An 18,048-nucleotide genomic window follows, 5' to 3' on the forward strand; every position below is an offset into this window, starting at 1 on the left:
TCAATCAGGGGAGAATTGTCAAAGCACTCAATGGAATTGACCTTAGCGGTTGAAATGCCGGGAGAAGGGCTATTACTCTAAAGCAGTTGTGTTGCAGACAATTCCGCGAGAGGACTGGCAAGAAGACAATGGCCATGGTTCTCTTAGACGATGCATGGATGTGAAGTTTGTCACCCGCTGCTGTCGATTCCCGCCCCAATACTGCCCACGAAGCGCCAGCTCCAGCCCGTCATCTCGTCCTGAGGCTGCTCGGCCTGGCGTGGCGATATCGCAAAAAATGTCTGGCGGTGGTCTTCCTCAATGGATTTGTTGCCATTCTGGGACTGGTGGGATTTCAACTCACAGGGTTAGGGATCGACGTCTTGCGAAAGGCTGTGGACCCGGCGGCTCCCGCTGTGCGCTGGCCGTTGGGCTATGCACCACCCGAGAGCTGGTCACTGGTGGCGGAGTTATCAACGGTCGCTGTCATGATGGCGTTGATGGCGGTTCTGTCGCTGGCGATCAAATACTGGGCGGCGATCGTGTCGGCCCAACTGAGCCAGCAGATTGTGATTCAATTACGAACTGAGGTTTACGACAAGCTGCAGAGACTGTCGTTTCGGTACTTTGACGACCATGACAGCAGTTCTCTGATCAATCGAGTGGCGGGTGATGTCCAGGCCATCCGGCAGTTTGTGGATGGCGTGGTCATCAAGTGCCTCGTGGTGGTGATCACGCTGGCTGTCTGCATTGTCTACATGCTGCGGTTGAATGTGGGCCTGACGATTGCCTGCCTCGCGACGACACCACTTTTGTGGTGGGGTGCTATCTGGTTTGCCCGGGTGTCGCGCGAGCAGTATCTGCAGGCCAGCAAGCTGGGTGACGAGATGGTGCGGGTTCTTTCTGAGAATGTGCAGGGCATTCAAGTTGTGAAAGGATTCGCTGCAGAAAAGGGACAGATCGAGCGGTTTGCCGAAGCCAACCGCCAGATTGTGGAACATAAATTCGGGATCTTCTGGAGCCTGAGCCTGTATCAGCCCATCATGGGGATTCTCACGCAGATCAATATGCTGGTGCTCATCGGGTATGGCAGTTATCTGACGATTCGAGGCGAATTGCCTCTCGGGACGGGGTTATTCGTCTTTGCTAACCTGTTGCACGAGTTTGCCAACCAGGTGGGCCATGTCACCAATATTGCCAACAGTATTCAGAGCAGCCTGACTGCCTCTGAACGAGTTTTCGAGATACTTGATGCGCCACTCGAAGTCGATTCTCCCGCATCGCCACAACAGCCGGTTCAAGTTCGTGGAGAATATGTGCTGGAGCAGGTGAGCTTTGAGTATGTTCCCGGGAAGCCAGTGCTCAAAGAGATCAACCTGCGGATTGGTGCCGGCCAGATGGTGGGGATCACCGGAGAAACCGGTGCGGGAAAAACGACCTTACTGGCATTGCTGACCAGGTTCCATGATCCGACTTCAGGCCGCATACTGCTCGATGGTGTCGACTTGAAAGCGTGGGATCTGCCCCATTTACGACGACAGATCGGGATGGTCTTTCAGGAAAGTTTTCTATTCAGCAATACGGTCTCGAACAATATTGCCTTTGGTAAGCCCACGGCGACTCTCGATGAAATCGAATTCGCGGCCCGCCAGGCGGCTGCGGAAGAATTCATTTCGGCCATGCCTGGGCAATACCAGAACGTGGTTGGTGAGTATGGCACGAATCTTTCAGGTGGTCAGAAACAGCGAATCTCACTGGCGCGTGCGTTGATTCTTCGTCCGCCGGTTCTGATTCTCGATGACGCCACAGCGGCTGTGGACTCCGAAACTGAGCATGCCATCCAGCAGACCCTTGATCGACTTCGTGGTGAACGAACAGTCATTCTCGTGTCGAGTCGAGTCAGTACGTTAAGACATGCCGATCAGATTTTTGTGCTGAATGCCGGGCTGCTGGCTGAAACGGGCAATCATCAGCAATTGATGCAGATGCATGGCCATTACTTCCAGATGGCCCAGTTGCAGGCATGGGAACAGACACTGACTGAGCCTGAAGATTCGTTACCAGAGGATCGTGAAGCCAGTGCTTGGTCTAATGGACAGGGGGCGACCTTTCCGCAGATGAAAGGGATCCGCAACGTATGAAGACTTCTGCTCCGCAAGCGATCATCGGAGATCTTCAAGGATTGACGCAGGTGGTGCGTAAGGAGGAATCCGAGGCACAGACCAGGCCTCTGGATTTCCGGCTGATTTCCCGAATTCTGACTTATATGCGGCCCTATGCAGCCAAACGGAATGCACTTCTGGTAGCGGTCGTGCTCCGAGCGATTCAACTGCCAGCATTAACGTGGGCCATTGCACTCACCATTAATGGCCCTGTTACAGCGCGGGATATCCCGGGGGTGTGGCTGGCTGCGGGGGGATTTTTTCTCCTGGCACTTTCGACACAGTTCGTGATGCATTTTCGTCAGCGCTACGCTCTGGAACTGGGTGAACTTGTCGTTCAAGATCTGCGGAATGAGTTGTTTGCACATCTGCAGAACATGCCCTTGAGTTTCTTTAACCGGACGAAAGTCGGGCGAATCATCAGCCGGATGATTTCGGATATGGAAGATGTGCGTGTCGGTGTGCAGGAAGTGTTATTTGTCAGCCTGGTGGCGTTTGGACAATTGCTCGTCGCGGCAGCCTGCATGCTCTATTACGACGTGGGACTGTTTCTACTGGTGCTGGGGATGGCACCGATTCTGTGGTTGACCAACCGATACTTCCACAAGCTGATGAGTGAACTCTTGCGGCAACTGCGGGAATCTTTCAGCCGGGTGACAGCCACTCTGGCGGAATCTGTCCTGGGTGTGCGAGTGACGCAAGGGTTCAGTCGGCAGGATGAAAATGCGAGGTTGTTTAAACTGCTGGTGAAGGACCATTCGAAGTACAACACGCGTGTGATGCAGGCCCAGGGGCTCTTTTTGCCACTGCTGGAATTCAACAGCCAGTTCTTTGCAGTACTGCTTCTCATTGTCGGGAGTTACCGCGTTTTACAACCCGATTCGACACTGACCATTGGCGAACTGGTCGGTTTTTTCTTTATGGCGAACATGTTTTTCTCGCCGATTCAGATTCTTGGCAATCAGTACAATCAGGCACTGACGGCGATGGCCGGGGCTGAGCGACTGTTTGCACTGCTGGATACACCGCCGGAATGGACCGACTTACCGGATGCCAGACCTTTGCCCGATGTGCGAGGGCACGTCGAGTTCGACAATGTCTGGTTCAGTTATGAACCTGGCCGGCCTGTTTTGAAGGGGATCAACTTCAAAGCCGAACCGGGTGAAACGATTGCTCTGGTGGGACATACTGGAAGTGGCAAGACGTCGATCATCAATCTCGTGGCCCGGTTCTGGCTCCCCGATTCTGGCCAGATCCGCGTGGATGGAGTCGATCTGCGGGGAGTGACGAGTGAATCGCTCCATCAGCAGATTGGGATTGTCCTGCAAACCAATTTCCTCTTTGCGGGAACAGTGCTGGATAACATCCGGTTTTCCCGGCCCGATGCCTCTCTCGAAGAGGTGGAACGTGTCTGCCGGCAATTGGGTTGCTGGGAGGAATTCAGCGGGTTATCGCAAGGTCTTGAAACACCGGTGGGAGAACGTGGTGCCCAGCTTTCGCTCGGGCAGCGGCAAATGGTCTGTTTCGCCCGGGCATTGCTGGCCAATCCGCGAATTCTGATTCTCGATGAAGCGACGAGCAGCATCGATATTGTGACAGAAATTCGTCTGCAACAGGCACTCAAAGTGGTGATGCAGGGCCGCACCTGTTTTGTGGTGGCGCACAGGCTCAGCACCATTCGCGAAGCCAGCACGATTCTGGTGCTTGATCATGGAGAGATCATCGAGCGGGGCAATCACCACCAGTTGATTGCCAGGCAGGGGCATTACGCCCGGTTGTACGAACGATTCTCCCGTGCTGTCACGCTGCCACCTGCGGGTTGAACAATACAGCCCGACTTCTCCGGCACCGCTTCGTTGACAAGCTTAAGAACTCGCACTGCGATACTGGGTCAGTGCGAACTGGAAAATCCAGCGCGAACATAACAGCGAAAATCCGGCCGCGACCACGGTCAATAGCGTCCACAGGGATGGTGCTGTGATCATCGACATCACGACCTGCGCGGGGACAGTCACAACCAGCAGAATGGGAATCACGAACTGGAATGTGAACCGTATGAGTTCTCCAATCGGCGAACCGCTGTAAATGCTGGCTGGATAGCGGGCAAAGACAGTCACATAGAACCAGAAGTCGAGCAGACCCTGGTTTCTGCCCAGCCAGATACTGGATGCGGCCAGCGCCAGCATGAGGCTGTAGAAGAAGGCGACGGCTGAGAGCAGCAATAAAGGATAGATCACCAGGACCCAACCTGAGGGCCAGACACCATTCTGATAGATCGCATAGCCCAGCAGCCCGATGGCAAACACAATCTGGTTCGCCATGGAGAGATCCATCTTTTCAAATGAGACCAGAAACTGAGTATCAATTGGCTTGAGTAACGCAAAATCGAGTGATCCCGTGCGGATCATCTCGCTGAAGTTGGCACAATTGGGCATGAAGATCGCCTCGACGATCGCGTTTATGAGCATGCCCGTCGCCATGAAGCCGAAGTATTCGGCTCTCGTCCACTCATTGATTTGCGGGACGACGCGAAAAATCAGATCGAACATCACGATTTGAGCTGCGAACCAGAAAAGTCGCGAGAACAGCGTGATCATGAAGTTGCTGCGAAACGAGAGTTCGCGCACCAGAGCATTGCGGAAGAAGACCATCAGCACTCGCAGATAGTTGGCCTGGAGCTGCCGATTTTCAGTTGTCATCCCACGTACTCCACGCCGGTTTCGCCACTTTTGACTTCGCCAATGCGAACTGGATTTTCGCCCAGAGCGACAAGCTGCTTTTCAATACTGGCGGCAAACTGCGGTCTGACAATCAGGACAAACCCGATCCCCATATTGAAGACTTTGTACATTTCTTCCCGGTCGATACCACCTAAGGATTGTAACCAGCGGAAGAGTGCCGGGACTTCCCACGATTTTCGATCAATCACCACATGGGCTCCGGGAGGCAGAAATCGCTCGATATTATCGCGAAGACCACCACCTGTGATATGTGCCAACCCGCTGACCGCAATACGGCTGGTGTATCGCCGCAAGACACTCAGCACCTGACGGACATACAGTCTTGTGGGCTTGAGTAAGGCTTCGCCGACCGTAGTGCCGAGTTCGGGAATCTGTTGCTCGACCTTGAGTCTGGCGACTTCGAATACCACTTTCCGCACGAGGCTGTAACCATTCGAGTGGAATCCACTCGAAGGCAAACCAATGAGCACGTCGCCGGGTTTGACTGCTTTTCCGTCGATGAGCCGCTTACGCTCGACGACACCTGTGCAAAAGCCAGCCATATCAAAATCACCGGCCGCGTAGATATCCGGCATAATGGCTGTTTCACCGCCTAAGAGAGCTGCTCCACATTCTTCGCAGCCTTTGGCAACTCCTTCGACCAGGCTGGCGACAAGATCGGGATCGTCTTTTCCTAAGGCGAGGTAATCGAGGAAGAAGAGAGGCTCGGCTCCCATGCAGAGCACATCGTTGACAGACATTCCCACCAGATCGATACCAACCGTCTTATAGCTCTTGAGCTGAATGGCCACTTTGAGTTTGGTGCCCACGCCGTCGGTCCCCGAAACCAGCACGGGGTCTTCGTAACTGTGCTGTCCTGGTTTGCGGCTGTGATTGAGACGGAACAATCCGCCAAAGGCGTCGTTGATGGCCACAACCCGCGGTGTATGAGTTCGAGCCATGAGCGCGGGTAGCCGCTTCATCGCCTCGTCGTAAAGCTTGAGATCAACCCCTGCAGATTCGTACGTCAACGAAGCCATTGTATTTGCACCGAAAAGGCTAAGGAAAGCGTCCTGGCGTAGTATAACCCGACAGAGGCAGGCTCGCACAGCGAGCGGCAAGTTCCTGATAAGACGCTGGCTGGCAAGCGTCAATTGGCTGGATTTCGCTGGAAGAGAGGCGAAAACCCGTTGAAAAATTGAGAACCTGTGACTGCATCGCACTGTCAACAAATGGTGTTCTGATCGAAACTCCAGCAAAAAGGATCATCGAATTGAATCGTCCGGCCCTGCGGCAAGAATTGATCACCTGGGAAGATTTTGAGCAGGTTGAACTGCGTGTGGGAACGATCGTCGAAGTCCACGATTTTCCCGAAGCTCGAAAGCCGGCTTATCGATTGACAATCGACTTTGGCGAGGCGATTGGGCTGAAGAAATCGAGTGCCCAGATCACAACCCGGTACGAGAAGGAAAAACTTCTCGGGAAACAGGTGATTGGTGTTGTCAATTTTCCAGTGAAACAGATCGGCCCTGTCCGGTCGGAATGCCTGATCACGGGGTTTTACCATCCCGATGGCTCAGTCATTCTCGCTGTTCCCGACCAAACGGTACCGAATGGCTCCAAGCTCGGCTGAGCCACCAGGAACACTCGCGACAATCCGATAACGATGAGTTTCAAATGAGGGATGGCGAACTGGATTTTTCTCTCCGGTCGATCCATGCGAGGCAGGGGCCAGTCATCATCGTGGTGACTATGGCCATGATGACCAGCATTGTGAAGAGTTTCGGAGAAAGGACCCCCAGATCGAGGCCCAGATTCAAGACGATTAATTCCATCAAACCGCGCGTGTTCATCAGCGAGCCAATGCGCAACGCATCGAAGTGCGAAACGTTTGACCAGCGAGCTGCCAGATAGCTGCCGCCGAATTTTCCCAGAATTGCCAGGGCGATGAGCGTCAGACAGATAAAAATATCGGCGAATGAGGAGAGCAGACCGATTTGCGTACGCAGACCCGTGATAGCGAAAAACGCGGGGAGCATGACAGGCGCGAAGGAGTTGAGCAGACTGGCGAGTCCCTTCCCTGCGGCCGATTGGTGCGAGATCAGCGCACCGAATAGAAACGCACCAAAAAGAGCATGAATCCCAATCATATCAGTGATTCCAGCCGAGATGAGCCCCATGGCCAGCAGGAAGATCACCTGGCTTGAAGTGCGGTTTTCGATTGTGGCTGACGCAGCAGAATTCTGGGGCTCGACCAGAGTCGATGGCGTTATCATGCGGGTTAACAAGGGCTTAAAGGCCAGCAGCATCACTAAACAGAAGATGGCGGCACAACTCACGACCCAGAGGGCATCGGCCGCAGTCGATTGGACGATGCCAATCACGATCGCCAATAGACACCAGGCAGTGACATCGTCGGCAGCCGCACAAGTGAGTGCCATGACACCTAGCGGAGTCTGTGACATTCCGCGATCAGCGAGAATGCGAGCCAGGACAGGAAAAGCCGTAATCGAAAGACTGACACCCACAAATAACACAAAGGGAGTAAAACTGGCGGCCTCACCAGCCAGTGAAGGATAAAGGCCTATTGCAGCCATACAGCCGAGAATCATGGGGAGAATAATGCTGCCGTGAGAAATGGCGAGGGACTGATGGCCTTTCGAACGAAGTGCCGAGATGTCGAACTCCAGGCCCACGTTCAGCATGTACAGGATCACGCCGAATTGGGCGATCACACCAAGAGCTGGCATGACTGTGTCAGGAAAGAGCGTGGCGGTAGCGGGTGGGAAAATGGCCCCCAGCAGTGAGGGGCCCAGGGCAATGCCAGCAAGAACTTCACCAATCACAGCCGGCTGGTTCAACCACTGGCACACCTGACCCAGGCAGCGGCCGACCAGTAAAACGGTGGCCATGGCAAACATGAGTTGTGCCACCAGATGAACGGCCGGCTTCCCGATTTTTACCATGGTTAAGGTCTGCGGTTCATTGGCGATGCTGTTGACAGCCTGGCTGCCGTTGACCAGGAGTCGTTCACCCGTCTGGCAGATGATGACCACGATGAAGACGGCGACGGCAATCGTCAGCAGATAGGTGGCCCAGAATTTCCACACGTTGATTTTCAACGCTCGAGGAGCCGGTGGATTGATGGAGTGAATCTCCATGATGTGTCAAAGGCCCTCAGCTCAACCCGTTGGTCGCAAACACAGCAGGTCACGACAATTCAATTGTTTAAACAATACTTGTCGTGACAACTGTGTTCAAGAGGGAATCAATGAGAATGCCGCAAATCTTTGCGGAGTCGGGGATTAAAATCAAAACCCTACCGGCGAGTTACTCACCGATTGAGGATTCGGCTTCATTCGGAATCGCGACTGCCCGTAAGTCGTAGCCATCGCGAGCCATGATTTCGACGGGAATCATCTGCCCGGCGCGCAGGTTTTCTCCAGTCACGAAGACATTGGCATCGATATCCGGCGCATCGAAAAAGCAGCGGCCGAGCCAGGTCTGGTCATCGATCTTGCGGTCGAGAACTGCGTCGAGTTCATAGCCGATCCATTGATCAGCAAAAGCAAACGCATGCGGCTGCTGAATCTCCATGAGTCGATCACGCCTCGCCGCTTTGACATCTTCGGGAAGATGATCGGGGAGTCGCACAGCCGGTGTTCCGGGCTCAAAGGAATAGGTGAACGCTCCTAATCTGGCAAAACGACCTTCATCGACAAACTGGCAGAGTTCTTCAAACTGGGCATCGGTCTCTCCCGGGAAGCCAGTGATGAAGGTGGTACGGATCGTAAGATTCGCAATCCGATCCTGCAGTTTATCGAGTAATTCCACAGTCGCGGATCGGTTCGTGCGGCGCTGCATTCTCCGCAGCATTGTGTCGTTGATGTGCTGCAGGGGAAGATCGAGATAAGGCAGAATCTTGCCTGAGCCGGCAATGGTATCGATGAGTTCATCAGTGAAGTGAATCGGGTAGAGGTACATCAGGCGGATCCACTGAATCCCCTCGACCTTCTCGACTTCTCGAAGCAGTTCTGCCAGACGCACGCGACCATACAGATCGAGGCCATAGTAGGTCGTATCCTGCGCAACAAGAATCAGTTCCTTGACGCCATCCGCAGCCAACTCCCGTGCTTCCTGAACGACCATTTCGATCGGCTTGGTGATGTGCTTTCCACGCATTTTAGGAATGGCGCAGAAGGTACAGGTTCGATCACAACCTTCGGAGATTTTCAGATATGCAAAGTGTTTGGGAGTGACTCTTAAACGCAAACGGTCATCCATGGCCCGGATAGGGGCTGGACGGAAAACTTCGCGTTGTTCGCGTGCTCCACCGATCATGCGATCGGCGACTTTGCCAATTTCTTCCCGGCTGAAGACACCCATGACATGGTCGATCTCCGGGATTTCCTCCAGGAGTGCGCCACCCATACGTTCGGGCAGACAGCCAGCGACGATGACACCTCGAGTTCCGCCGTGAGACTTGAGCTGAAGCATTTCGCGAATGACCGATTTTGATTCTTCGCGAGCGCTGTCGATGAAGCCGCACGTATTGATGACGACGAAATCTGCTCCTTCGGCATTGGGAACCAGCGAGTAGCCTTCCTCGGAAAGTGTACCGAGCATGCGTTCGCTATCGACCAGGTTTTTAGGGCAACCCAGGCTGACGAAGGCGTAGGTTCCTTTCGAGTTGGTTTGCGGGCCAGTGCCGGCTTGCGGCAGGCTGGGCGTTTCGTCGAGCGAGATGATCGGCAACTGCATTGTCTGGTTCATTTCAACGAAAATGTCACTTGATTGATAAATGCGAAGAGAGACTGGCTCAATTGCGAAAGTCAGTCTCACACAGGGATTATTCAAACAGGCTGCCTACGACAACTTCGAAGCCGGGCAGGAGATCGGGGAAGGTTAAAAGGTCGGCACTGGTCAAAATCCTGGCTTCCTGATCGGCTGAATAAACATGGACATGTCTGGAGCTGGGGTCGATGACGGCCACTGTGAGAACATTCGCATTCAGGTACTCAGCCACCTTTTGCAGGATGTCTTTCCAGCGGTCGCTCTGGGAGCGAATTTCGATGACGAGTTCGGGACTGGCTGGCCAGTATCCCTCTGGTAATGAACCTGCCGGGATTCGTTGATAGCTGTAATAGGCGAGATCCGGGCCACGGACAGTATCGGGATCGCGTTGTGTGATTAAGCCGGCGCCTCCTCCCACAACACGGCCGAGGTTGTTTCGTCTGACAGCCTCATTCAACACAACGCTGAACTGGCTTAAAAAATACCCATGCGATGTGAACGGACAACTGATTTCAAAAACTCTCCCACGGACAAGTTCTGTCAACCGGCCGTCGTTATCCAGTCGGCCATATTCGTCTGCGGTGAGTAGTTTTGAGCCCAGCAGTGTTGTCATGATGGATGGTTTCCCTGCTGAACAGGTGCGATCTTCGATTCAGCTCTGATTCTATCGCAATGGAGGCCCGGCGGGAATCACCCCATTGAAATCGAGAATGGTCGGCTCGGTCATTGAATTCCCGGGAAATGACAGCAGGATGTGAATTGCGAAGACATGCTTGCTCGGAGCCGCAAGCTTGGCACACATTGTGCCCTTTACTTCTGGCATCTCTTTTCGTTCTTTGGCGGGGTGAACTCTGTCATCGAAGAATCGAGAAAAGATCCTGACTTACGGTGTCTCATCTAAGGATTTGAGCCAGTCGGCCTGTACGGGAATGAGAATCTGCAGAATATCTGACAAGACTTTTGATGGTCTCTGCAAAGCATCCACAAAGGCGACTTTGTCCGAGTCGTAACAATTAATCACAGGGTCGCTCTCGCGGCGATAGACCTCGAAGCGTCGTCGGATCACCTCTTCCGATGCGTCGTCGGCCCGGTTTTCACGGATGGCTCGGCGTTTGATGCGGTCAATCATCTGTTCATGATCAGCACAGATGAGATGAATGACCTTCAGGACGTTGATCGTTGAGTTGAGAATTTCCGCCTGAGTCACAGTTCTGGGGATGCCGTCCAGAATCAGAATTTCTTCCGGCGGTCGAAATCGCGAGACGGCAATGTGTCCCAGGAGCGCCTTATTCCAGACGCGGACTGTTAATTCATCCGGGACGAGTTCGCCGCGCGAACTGTGATCATAGATTTCCCGCCCTTCCGGAGAGCGAATATTGAGCGAACGGAAAACATCGCCACAGGCCAGATGAAAGAACCCGGGAATCTGCCCCAGAATTGTGCCTTGCGTCCCTTTCCCCACACCTGGGGCACCGAACAGGAGAATGGTGGGATATCGATCATCGGACATAAGTGTGCCCATCAGCAGAAGATTCGGCAGAACGCCTGGGACTTCGTTTCCGTAGAACTCAAGACAGTTTGGCCAAAGACCAACTCACGATCGACAGGAAACAATAAGCCCCCGAAGGATGATCCTTCGAGGGCCCAATGATGATTTTCGCAGGCATGTTGAAATCCGAGATGAAATTTCACAGCCCGAATGCACGGTTTACCGTAACAACTGATTATCGTGACATGAGGGCGACGACGAGACCAATCTCGACGGGCAAACTGATGTCAGTGGCTGTCGGCAGAGCCATGACGCGGATTTCAAACCCACTGCGATCAACGGCCAGCCAGTCGACGGAAGGAAGAGAGGCGCTCTCGACCAGGTCGGCATAAAGTTCTTTGACGTTTGGACGGTTCCGCAGAGTGATCACGTCGCCTGGCTTGACCAGAATCGATGGAATGTCGACGGTGTGACCATTCAACTGGAAGTGACGGTGCACAATTCCCTGGCGTGCCTGAAGGCGGCTCTTGGCAAAGCCGGCACGGCGAACAATGTTATCCAGCCGACGCTCGCAGGTCAGGAGGAGAAACTCGCCGGTATTCCCCTTCTTGGCGCGGGCCATTTCGAAGTACTTACGGAGCTGTGCTTCACGCAAGCCGTAATAGTACTTGATTTTCTGCTTTTCGAAGTGAGCTGTCCCGTAGGCAGACAGTTTTCTTCTTCGCTCGGCCATACCTGGCGGAGTATTGCGACGCTCCAGCGCACGAATAGCGCCGGCATTTTCGAAAACGATTGCACCCAACCGACGATTCACACGTCCCTTAGGACCCGTATAACGACCCATGCACCAGACTCCTGCACGACCATGATCGTGCGCACCCAAAAGCTCTTGATAGTTCAAAGCCAGAAACCGCGAATCATGGCGATTGCTCCGCCTGTCGTCAACCATACAAGGGATTCGATCCCGATTGAATCTCGCCCTCGACGGCATCACTGTCTTGATGCAAAATACGTGTGGGCAATATGTTACTTCGATTTTTGTGGTGCTTTGCCGCGTTCCGTCAGTTTTTTCTGCTTTTTCAATAACTTGGGGAGCTGCTCGGGATCGACAATCCAACCCCTGCATTGGCTGGCACCGCACAGACAAGGGATCGCGCCGACGATATCCCATGCGTAATCGATGCGGACCTCTTCCTCGGGCTCAATCGTGCAAAGAGCCTCGACTGTGACTTCTGTCGGGCCAGGTGTGCCGTCTTCATAGACGGTTTCATGCAGAAACAGTTTCGCATTCGGCTCGCAGCAATGATTCAGGTAACGGAACGGGCCCCGTGGTTCCAGTGATTTGACCCCATCTCCCAGATCGATGCAGTAAGTCGAAGTGTACTCGGGATCTTCGATCACTTTTCCAGTGACCTTCCCGATTGTCTCGCCTGCGGCAATCGTCCTTATGGCAAAGACACCTTTCCCATACGGAACTTTACCTACTCGAATAATCTCATACCAAGCCGGCATTTTGCTGTCCTTTTCTCCGGGCCGCACGTTTCACAGAATTGTCTCGAGCATGGACCCGGTCTGGATGATCCCGATCTCCGATGGATCTATCAACTCTCAGTACAATCAACACACAATACCAATCGGTTGCGCGTGGATCCTTCAGTTTCGGGGATCTCACAACGCTCAATCTGCCATGCTGGCGGCTCGAATCAAGCATGCCTCAAAGGCTCATCCTTTTAATGCAACTTTTCTGACATGCTGAATTAACGCGTGGATGGGGTCAAACGCCTTTGTTTGCCACGAGGTCAACAGACTTTGGTCGTTTCTGAAGGACAGGTTTGAAAGTCGTGAAGGCATGCTTCGTATGCATTCGTTCTCGTGACTTCGAGTGGCCAGGGGGGCGAATGAAGAGATTCGACTCCTGCCTCCCGCCCAAATGAAAACTTGAAGTAGAAATGCCTAAAGATCACGCCCTTGCGCAAAGCCTCCAGGGTCGTGCCACCCAGGGTCGTGCCACCCAGGGTCGTGCCACCCAAAGTCGTGCCACACAAGGCAGTGCCACCCAAGGCAGTGTGAAGAGGATGAAGTCGAAAAGCGTGAGGACCAGGCGTCAGCACTACGAGATACAGAAAAGACCCTCACCCTGTCCTCTCCCATGATGACGTGGCCGAGGGTTCCAGAGAGGCACGGGCATGGCGCGGCTTCTTGTCGTTGTGGCTGCGCACAACGACCCGGCCACAAGTTGGCTGGGCTACCCGTCGGCTCATTCGGGGCGAGATGTGCTTCGCCTCGGCAAAGCTCTGAAACGACAAGAGACCCCGAAACGATCGTTCCGGGGTCTCCTCGATGAGTGATCGACTACAGAGTCGTGACTCGCTTAAGCGGCGACTCGCAAGCGTGGTGTGGTGTGCCAGGGCGTTGGGCCTGTGGGGCCATCGGGAACGCCATTCCACTGATGTTTGTGGAGGCTTTCGAGCACCATCTGTGCGGTTTTCATGGCTGCCACGCCTTCATCGCGACCCACTAGCGGCTGCTGCCCAGTCTGTACACAGCGGACAAACTGCTTGAGTTCAGCCGTGAGGGCATCTGCTTCAGCGACCGGCAATGTTTCCGGGTGCAGATAACGAGTGAAGACTTCTTTTTTCAACTGTTCGATATTGGCGCCAGGTTCTCTTGAACGGGACAGAGGAGATGCCCCTTGCAGCAGTTCGAGCGAAGGAGTCATGCGCCAGACTGTCCGGGCATGCAGATCGACATGCACGGTCCCCTGGAGGCTGTAGGCTTCAATTTTTCGAGACGCTGTGGGATGGACGCGGTTCGCTGTGAGATCGGCTATGCAGCCATTGGCGAAATGGAGCCGGGCCTGTGCCATGTCTTCATGCTCGCCCATGACAGAAACACCCAACGCTTCGACGTGCTCGACTTCGTTTGAGCCAGCCAGCCAATGCATCAGATCGATATCATGAATCATGAGGTCGTGAACGACGCCGATATCTGTCGAGCGGAATGCATACGGGCTGACGCGTTCCGCCTTCAGGTAGCGAGGTGTATCGATGTAAGGCTTGGCAGCGACCATCGCGGGATTAAAGCGTTCGATATGCCCCACCTGGAGGAGTGTTCCCATCTGGCGTGCCAGTTGAGAAATCTGCTGGGCGTCGGAAAGATTTCCCGCCAGCGGCTTCTCGACAAGTACCGAGACACCCGCACGGAGGAAATCACCGGCGACACTGAGGTGGGCAAACGTGGGCACCACAATTGAAACGGCATCGACTCGGTCGAGGAGATGCTTGTAGTTTGATACCCAGCGCGTACGACACTTCTCGGCCACTTCCTGACCACGTTCGGCGTGACTGTCAACAACGGCCACGAGGTGAACATTGGGAAGTTCGCTGAGAATACGGGCGTGATGCCGACCTAAAGCACCGACACCGATAACTGCCATTCTAACCCGGCTCATGCCGCTCTCCGTAATGGATGGGGATTGGCAGGGCGACTGCGGACGGCTTCACGAGCACGTCCCTGCTTGCCCTGCCGCTGCTGCTCCAGAAAATCGAGCAGGTTCGTAAGTTCCCAGGGAATTACATCGTCACAGGCTGCCAGTAATGTGTGCCTGGCCTCGTCCAGAGGCTTGTGCTCACGGAATAACAGGCGATGTGCCTGACGAATAATGTTGATTGTCGAATCGGGCAAGCCGCGTCGCTTGAGGCCAATCAGATTGACGGAAACGATCTTGGGCTCATCGCTTCCGGCAGAAATCATGTAAGGAGGAATGTCTGTCGGAGCCCGACAGCCACCCGAAAGAAACGCGTGTGTTCCAATCGAAGCGAACTGATGGACGACTGAATTTCCCGAGACGAACGCATGGTCATAGACATGGACATGCCCAGCCAGCAGACTGCCATTTGCCAGAATGATGTGGTTGTGCACATAGCAGTTATGTCCCACGTGGCTATTGGCCATGAGGTAGTTATGACTGCCAATGCGGGTGATGTAATCTTCTTTTTCGGCACCACGATGGACAGTCACCCCTTCGCGGAAGGTATTGTCATCGCCGATGTCCAGGTAAGTTGGAGCCCCGGAGTAACCGAGATCCTGCGGTTCACCACCCAGTGCCACAAACGGATGCATACGATTCCGCTGGCCAATAATCGTGTGACCAGTGATCGTGACGTGACTATCGAGTTGACATCCCGAACCAAGCGTTACATGAGGACCAATCACGCAGAAAGGGCCAATATGTACGTTGTCGCCGATCCTGGCGTGGGGATCGATCTGGGCAAGTGGTGAAATTCTTGAGGCCATGCGGCGACATCCTTGTCTAACGCATGACGCGGGGCGGATGGAGAAGTCGGGTTGCGGAATGTTGAGTTCTGCAAGCTGCTTCACGAAGGGCCGCAGCGTCTTTCATGTGGTGGGAAGGTGGTAAAAGTGCTTTCTGCGGATACTCTCGGTCAATCTGGAAACGTGATTGTTCTCGTTTTCACTACAAAGGTTATACGCAATCAGCCTAGGACTGTAAGGCCAGCTCTTGCGATAAATCCTTCAAAGGGAAGTGGGGTTGGAAACATACATATTCGGGCGCCCGAATAATTTCGTGAGTCTGCTTGATGCGTTCAATAATCTGGTGGTTGTGATGGTGCCCGGTGCGGAAAGCCCGGAAGTGGCCATGCAGATCACAGCCAATCAGAGCGAAATCGCCAATACAATCGAGAATCTTGTGACGGACACATTCATCTCGCGTCCGTAGTGCGTTACCAATCGGGCCATCGGGGCCAAAAATGAGGAGATCTTTTTCTGTGACACGCTGGCCGTAGCCCTGACTTTGAAGATATTTGACTTCCTCTTCGGCGACGAAAGTCCGGGCAAAAGCCACGAGAGTGATAAATGTTTCGGGGGTGACTTCGAGCGAAAAGGATTGAGGTTTGATGGGTGAGCGAGGGCCGTAGTCGAGTTCGTAAGTAATCACCAGGCCATGTCGGCTTATGGGGCTGGCAGACAAGGCGACAGAGTCGTTTTCGGTCACAATTGCCTGAGGCTGGGTGACCACGATCAGGTCGCGATAGGCATTCTGTTCGACAATCCCGCCATCGAGCAGGCATTGAACGAAATCGAGGCTTGATCCATCACAGCCTGGAGGTTCTGGAGCATTGAGTCGTACCAGGCAATTATCAATCTGCAGCCCAGCGAGGGCCGCCATCACATGTTCGATCAACTCGACAGTGACGCCACCCTGTGAGATGGCTGTGCGGCGCTCTTTGCGGATGACGTTCTCAATACGAGCCTGCACGGGGCCGGTCGATTTGAGATCTGTCCGCTGGAAGCTGATCCCCATTCCTTCGGCCTGCGGATGAAACGAAATAGTGACATCGGCATTCGTAAAGAAGCCGATCCCACTCATTTCAACGGCCCGTTCCAGTGTTCTCTGGCGTCTGGGCGCGCGCATGACCTGCTCCATCGGGGAAGAAGACCGGTTAATCAAGCCACATCCTGTTGGCAGATGCAGCGGGAACTCGCAAGCGATGCAATGTGAACACTGAATCTGTGAGATCTGTCGGCGATGACAGCAAAGAGCCACAGGTCGAAAAGGACTTAAGACCTGTGGCGTGACTTTGCCAATGATTAGCGAGATGTTCCAGGACGAGCGGCTTCGGCAGCTCTTGGGGCGGCTGCGCCAGCGGCACCTGTGAACTTCTGGTTCAGATACTTCAGCACTGGCTGAGTAATATCGTTTTCGGCTTCGAAGTAGACGACCTGGCGGTTCATGCCCTGGATCAATCCTTGAGGATTGTCACGATCGAGCTCTTCGCTGCTGAACCGCAAGACCAGTGTGTACTTGTAGTACTGGGCATACTTGGCGACGGCATCAGTCACTTCGAGGTAAACGGTGTGATAAATTTCGCTTTCCTTTTTGAGGAACTCACGCTGGGCGGAGCGGCGAAAAGCTTCGAATTCGGCAGATGATGTGGCGAGTTGCTTTTCTGTTGCCGAAAATTCGGGGCTGCCTTCCTTGAAGCTCTTCATTTTCTGCTGAAGGGCCTGGAGGTTGGTGGCCATTTCCTTGGCTTTGACTTCGCTCTGCTCGATTTCGGCTTTGAGGTCTTCGCGGAGGACTTCAAACTTCTTGTACTGCTTGAAGATCACGGCCATGTCGATCAGCGCGACCTTGTGAGCACGAGCAGCATCCGCAGCAGGTGCCTGTGCCAATGCTGGCTGGCTGATGTTGATTGCAGCAAAAGAGACAGCCAGGACAAGGGCCACACGGGCCAGTTGATGCAGCGGACGAATAACGATGTTCACGGCGCGGGCACTCCTTTGCAAGCCGGGTTTCAACATTCACAATGCGGTGCAGATCCGCCGTAGATCAAAAACTGGTCAGCCAAGACACAGCTCTGATACTGCAGAGGCCCGTTTCTTCCAACATGCCTTCATGGCAAGTTTTCGGGAACGTATGCCCGCTCGTTCAGGGAATTTCCCAAAGGAGTCGCGAATCGTCAAGACGAAGAGAAGAGCGGAAGAGCCGTTCTGTCGGCAAAAATGGCCGATGAGTGGCTGTTGCGATCGATTTCACCGATAAAGTCGCATGAATTCGACGTGAATACTGTACGCAAGGATATGTTTTGCTTTTGAGGATAGAGTGCCTGCGGATTTCGAAGTTCAGAGTGCGAACGCAGCCTGGAAGTGGGCGGTGTGAGGGTCTTCCCAATCCACAGGCAGCAGCCAGAAAGGTTTCCGCCGGATTGTCTCTTGTTGAGAAGCATCCCGCGATGAACCCAGCTGTGGATGGCTGGCCCAATACGTTCGGGCTTCCCTCATCCCGGCCTTCTCCCGTCGGAACGAGAGGGAGAAAAGAACCCTTGCCCAGAGCTGCAAGCATGGCACGCAGCGGTGAGGAGCGATGAGAAGATGATTC

16 protein-coding genes are annotated in these 18,048 nt (G+C 54.0%); 3 read left to right on the plus strand and 13 right to left on the minus strand.

The genetic code is table 11. The features are described 5' to 3' along the window. Positions 1-167 precede the first annotated feature (167 nt). Both A6X21_RS19430 and A6X21_RS19435 read left to right on the plus strand, forming a co-directional pair. A complete protein-coding gene (locus A6X21_RS19430) occupies positions 168-2,120 on the plus strand; it encodes an ABC transporter ATP-binding protein (protein WP_068851468.1) in 1,953 nt (650 codons plus the stop codon). Further along, positions 2,117-3,964 (plus strand): ABC transporter ATP-binding protein, encoded by a 1,848-nt coding sequence (locus A6X21_RS19435; protein WP_068851471.1) that lies wholly within the window; start codon positions 2,117-2,119, stop codon positions 3,962-3,964. Before A6X21_RS19430 ends, A6X21_RS19435 begins: the two co-directional genes overlap by 4 nt. 42 nt (positions 3,965-4,006) lie before the next feature. On the opposite strand, the gene A6X21_RS19440 is transcribed toward A6X21_RS19435, so the two are convergent. Together A6X21_RS19440 and purM are read right to left on the minus strand one after the other, a co-directional pair. Beyond that, positions 4,007-4,840, minus strand: a complete 834-nt coding sequence (locus A6X21_RS19440; RefSeq protein ID WP_068851474.1) for an ABC transporter permease — start codon at positions 4,838-4,840, stop codon at positions 4,007-4,009. Next, positions 4,837-5,901 (minus strand): phosphoribosylformylglycinamidine cyclo-ligase, encoded by a 1,065-nt coding sequence (gene purM, locus A6X21_RS19445; protein ID WP_068851477.1) that lies wholly within the window; start codon positions 5,899-5,901, stop codon positions 4,837-4,839. The genes A6X21_RS19440 and purM overlap by 4 nt, the downstream gene beginning before the upstream one ends. A gap of 233 nt (positions 5,902-6,134) precedes the next feature. On the opposite strand from purM, the gene A6X21_RS19450 reads away from it, so the two are divergent. Further along, positions 6,135-6,494: a tRNA-binding protein gene (locus A6X21_RS19450; RefSeq protein WP_083233794.1), complete on the plus strand. Its 360-nt coding sequence runs from the start codon at positions 6,135-6,137 to the stop codon at positions 6,492-6,494. A gap of 40 nt (positions 6,495-6,534) precedes the next feature. Here the strand turns inward: A6X21_RS19450 and A6X21_RS19455 are convergent, their stop codons facing one another. The 11 genes from A6X21_RS19455 to A6X21_RS19505 form a co-directional block, all read right to left on the minus strand. Next, on the minus strand, positions 6,535-7,971 hold the full coding sequence (locus A6X21_RS19455; RefSeq protein WP_205847502.1) for a cation:proton antiporter: 1,437 nt from the start codon (positions 7,969-7,971) through the stop codon (positions 6,535-6,537). A gap of 220 nt (positions 7,972-8,191) precedes the next feature. Then, the gene (rimO, locus tag A6X21_RS19460) at positions 8,192-9,622 is read right to left on the minus strand and encodes a 30S ribosomal protein S12 methylthiotransferase RimO (protein WP_083233795.1); all 1,431 of its coding nucleotides are present in this window, start codon (positions 9,620-9,622) and stop codon (positions 8,192-8,194) included. Between the two features lie 88 nt (positions 9,623-9,710). Further along, on the minus strand, positions 9,711-10,268 hold the full coding sequence (locus tag A6X21_RS19465) for a Uma2 family endonuclease (RefSeq protein WP_068851480.1): 558 nt from the start codon (positions 10,266-10,268) through the stop codon (positions 9,711-9,713). Positions 10,269-10,319: 51 nt separating this feature from the next. Then, a complete protein-coding gene (locus A6X21_RS24845) occupies positions 10,320-10,478 on the minus strand; it encodes a hypothetical protein (RefSeq protein WP_165603875.1) in 159 nt (52 codons plus the stop codon). 60 nt (positions 10,479-10,538) lie between these two features. Then, on the minus strand, positions 10,539-11,165 hold the full coding sequence (locus A6X21_RS19470; RefSeq protein WP_041402867.1) for an adenylate kinase family protein: 627 nt from the start codon (positions 11,163-11,165) through the stop codon (positions 10,539-10,541). Positions 11,166-11,379: 214 nt separating this feature from the next. Beyond that, positions 11,380-11,988 carry a 30S ribosomal protein S4 gene (gene rpsD / locus A6X21_RS19475; RefSeq protein WP_068852263.1) on the minus strand — a complete coding sequence of 203 codons (609 nt, stop codon included), beginning with the start codon at positions 11,986-11,988 and terminating at the stop codon, positions 11,380-11,382. Between the two features lie 182 nt (positions 11,989-12,170). After that, complete coding sequence (locus tag A6X21_RS19480) at positions 12,171-12,656, minus strand: SET domain-containing protein (protein ID WP_068851483.1); 486 nt, start codon at positions 12,654-12,656, stop codon at positions 12,171-12,173. 859 nt (positions 12,657-13,515) lie between these two features. Further along, entirely contained in the window at positions 13,516-14,580 is a 1,065-nt protein-coding gene (locus A6X21_RS19490; protein ID WP_240490335.1) for a Gfo/Idh/MocA family protein, read from the minus strand. Between the two features lie 11 nt (positions 14,581-14,591). Next, positions 14,592-15,440: an acyl-ACP--UDP-N-acetylglucosamine O-acyltransferase gene (lpxA, locus tag A6X21_RS19495; RefSeq protein ID WP_013109193.1), complete on the minus strand. Its 849-nt coding sequence runs from the start codon at positions 15,438-15,440 to the stop codon at positions 14,592-14,594. A 205-nt stretch (positions 15,441-15,645) separates the two neighbouring features. After that, on the minus strand, positions 15,646-16,581 hold the full coding sequence (locus tag A6X21_RS19500) for a UDP-3-O-acyl-N-acetylglucosamine deacetylase (RefSeq protein WP_068852266.1): 936 nt from the start codon (positions 16,579-16,581) through the stop codon (positions 15,646-15,648). 176 nt (positions 16,582-16,757) lie between these two features. Next, positions 16,758-17,435 carry an OmpH/Skp family outer membrane protein gene (locus A6X21_RS19505; protein WP_068851490.1) on the minus strand — a complete coding sequence of 226 codons (678 nt, stop codon included), beginning with the start codon at positions 17,433-17,435 and terminating at the stop codon, positions 16,758-16,760. Between the last annotated feature and the right edge of the window lie 613 nt (positions 17,436-18,048).

It is taken from the genome of Planctopirus hydrillae (assembly GCF_001707835.1).
GTDB classification, from domain to species: domain Bacteria; phylum Planctomycetota; class Planctomycetia; order Planctomycetales; family Planctomycetaceae; genus Planctopirus; species Planctopirus hydrillae.

What these genes read in the sequence shown, in the direction of transcription:
- A6X21_RS19435 (WP_068851471.1), top strand. Translation starts at nt 2,117, where the DNA reads ATGAAGACTTCTGCTCCGCAAGCGATCATCGGAGATCTTCAAGGATTG.
- A6X21_RS19440 (WP_068851474.1), bottom strand. Translation starts at nt 4,840, where the DNA reads ATGACAACTGAAAATCGGCAGCTCCAGGCCAACTATCTGCGAGTGCTG.
- purM (WP_068851477.1), bottom strand. Translation starts at nt 5,901, where the DNA reads ATGGCTTCGTTGACGTACGAATCTGCAGGGGTTGATCTCAAGCTTTAC.
- rimO (WP_083233795.1), bottom strand. Translation starts at nt 9,622, where the DNA reads ATGCAGTTGCCGATCATCTCGCTCGACGAAACGCCCAGCCTGCCGCAA.
- A6X21_RS19465 (WP_068851480.1), bottom strand. Translation starts at nt 10,268, where the DNA reads ATGACAACACTGCTGGGCTCAAAACTACTCACCGCAGACGAATATGGC.
- A6X21_RS24845 (WP_165603875.1), bottom strand. Translation starts at nt 10,478, where the DNA reads ATGCCAGAAGTAAAGGGCACAATGTGTGCCAAGCTTGCGGCTCCGAGC.
- A6X21_RS19470 (WP_041402867.1), bottom strand. Translation starts at nt 11,165, where the DNA reads ATGTCCGATGATCGATATCCCACCATTCTCCTGTTCGGTGCCCCAGGT.
- rpsD (WP_068852263.1), bottom strand. Translation starts at nt 11,988, where the DNA reads ATGGGTCGTTATACGGGTCCTAAGGGACGTGTGAATCGTCGGTTGGGT.
- A6X21_RS19480 (WP_068851483.1), bottom strand. Translation starts at nt 12,656, where the DNA reads ATGCCGGCTTGGTATGAGATTATTCGAGTAGGTAAAGTTCCGTATGGG.
- A6X21_RS19490 (WP_240490335.1), bottom strand. Translation starts at nt 14,580, where the DNA reads ATGGCAGTTATCGGTGTCGGTGCTTTAGGTCGGCATCACGCCCGTATT.
- lpxA (WP_013109193.1), bottom strand. Translation starts at nt 15,440, where the DNA reads ATGGCCTCAAGAATTTCACCACTTGCCCAGATCGATCCCCACGCCAGG.
- A6X21_RS19500 (WP_068852266.1), bottom strand. Translation starts at nt 16,581, where the DNA reads ATGCGCGCGCCCAGACGCCAGAGAACACTGGAACGGGCCGTTGAAATG.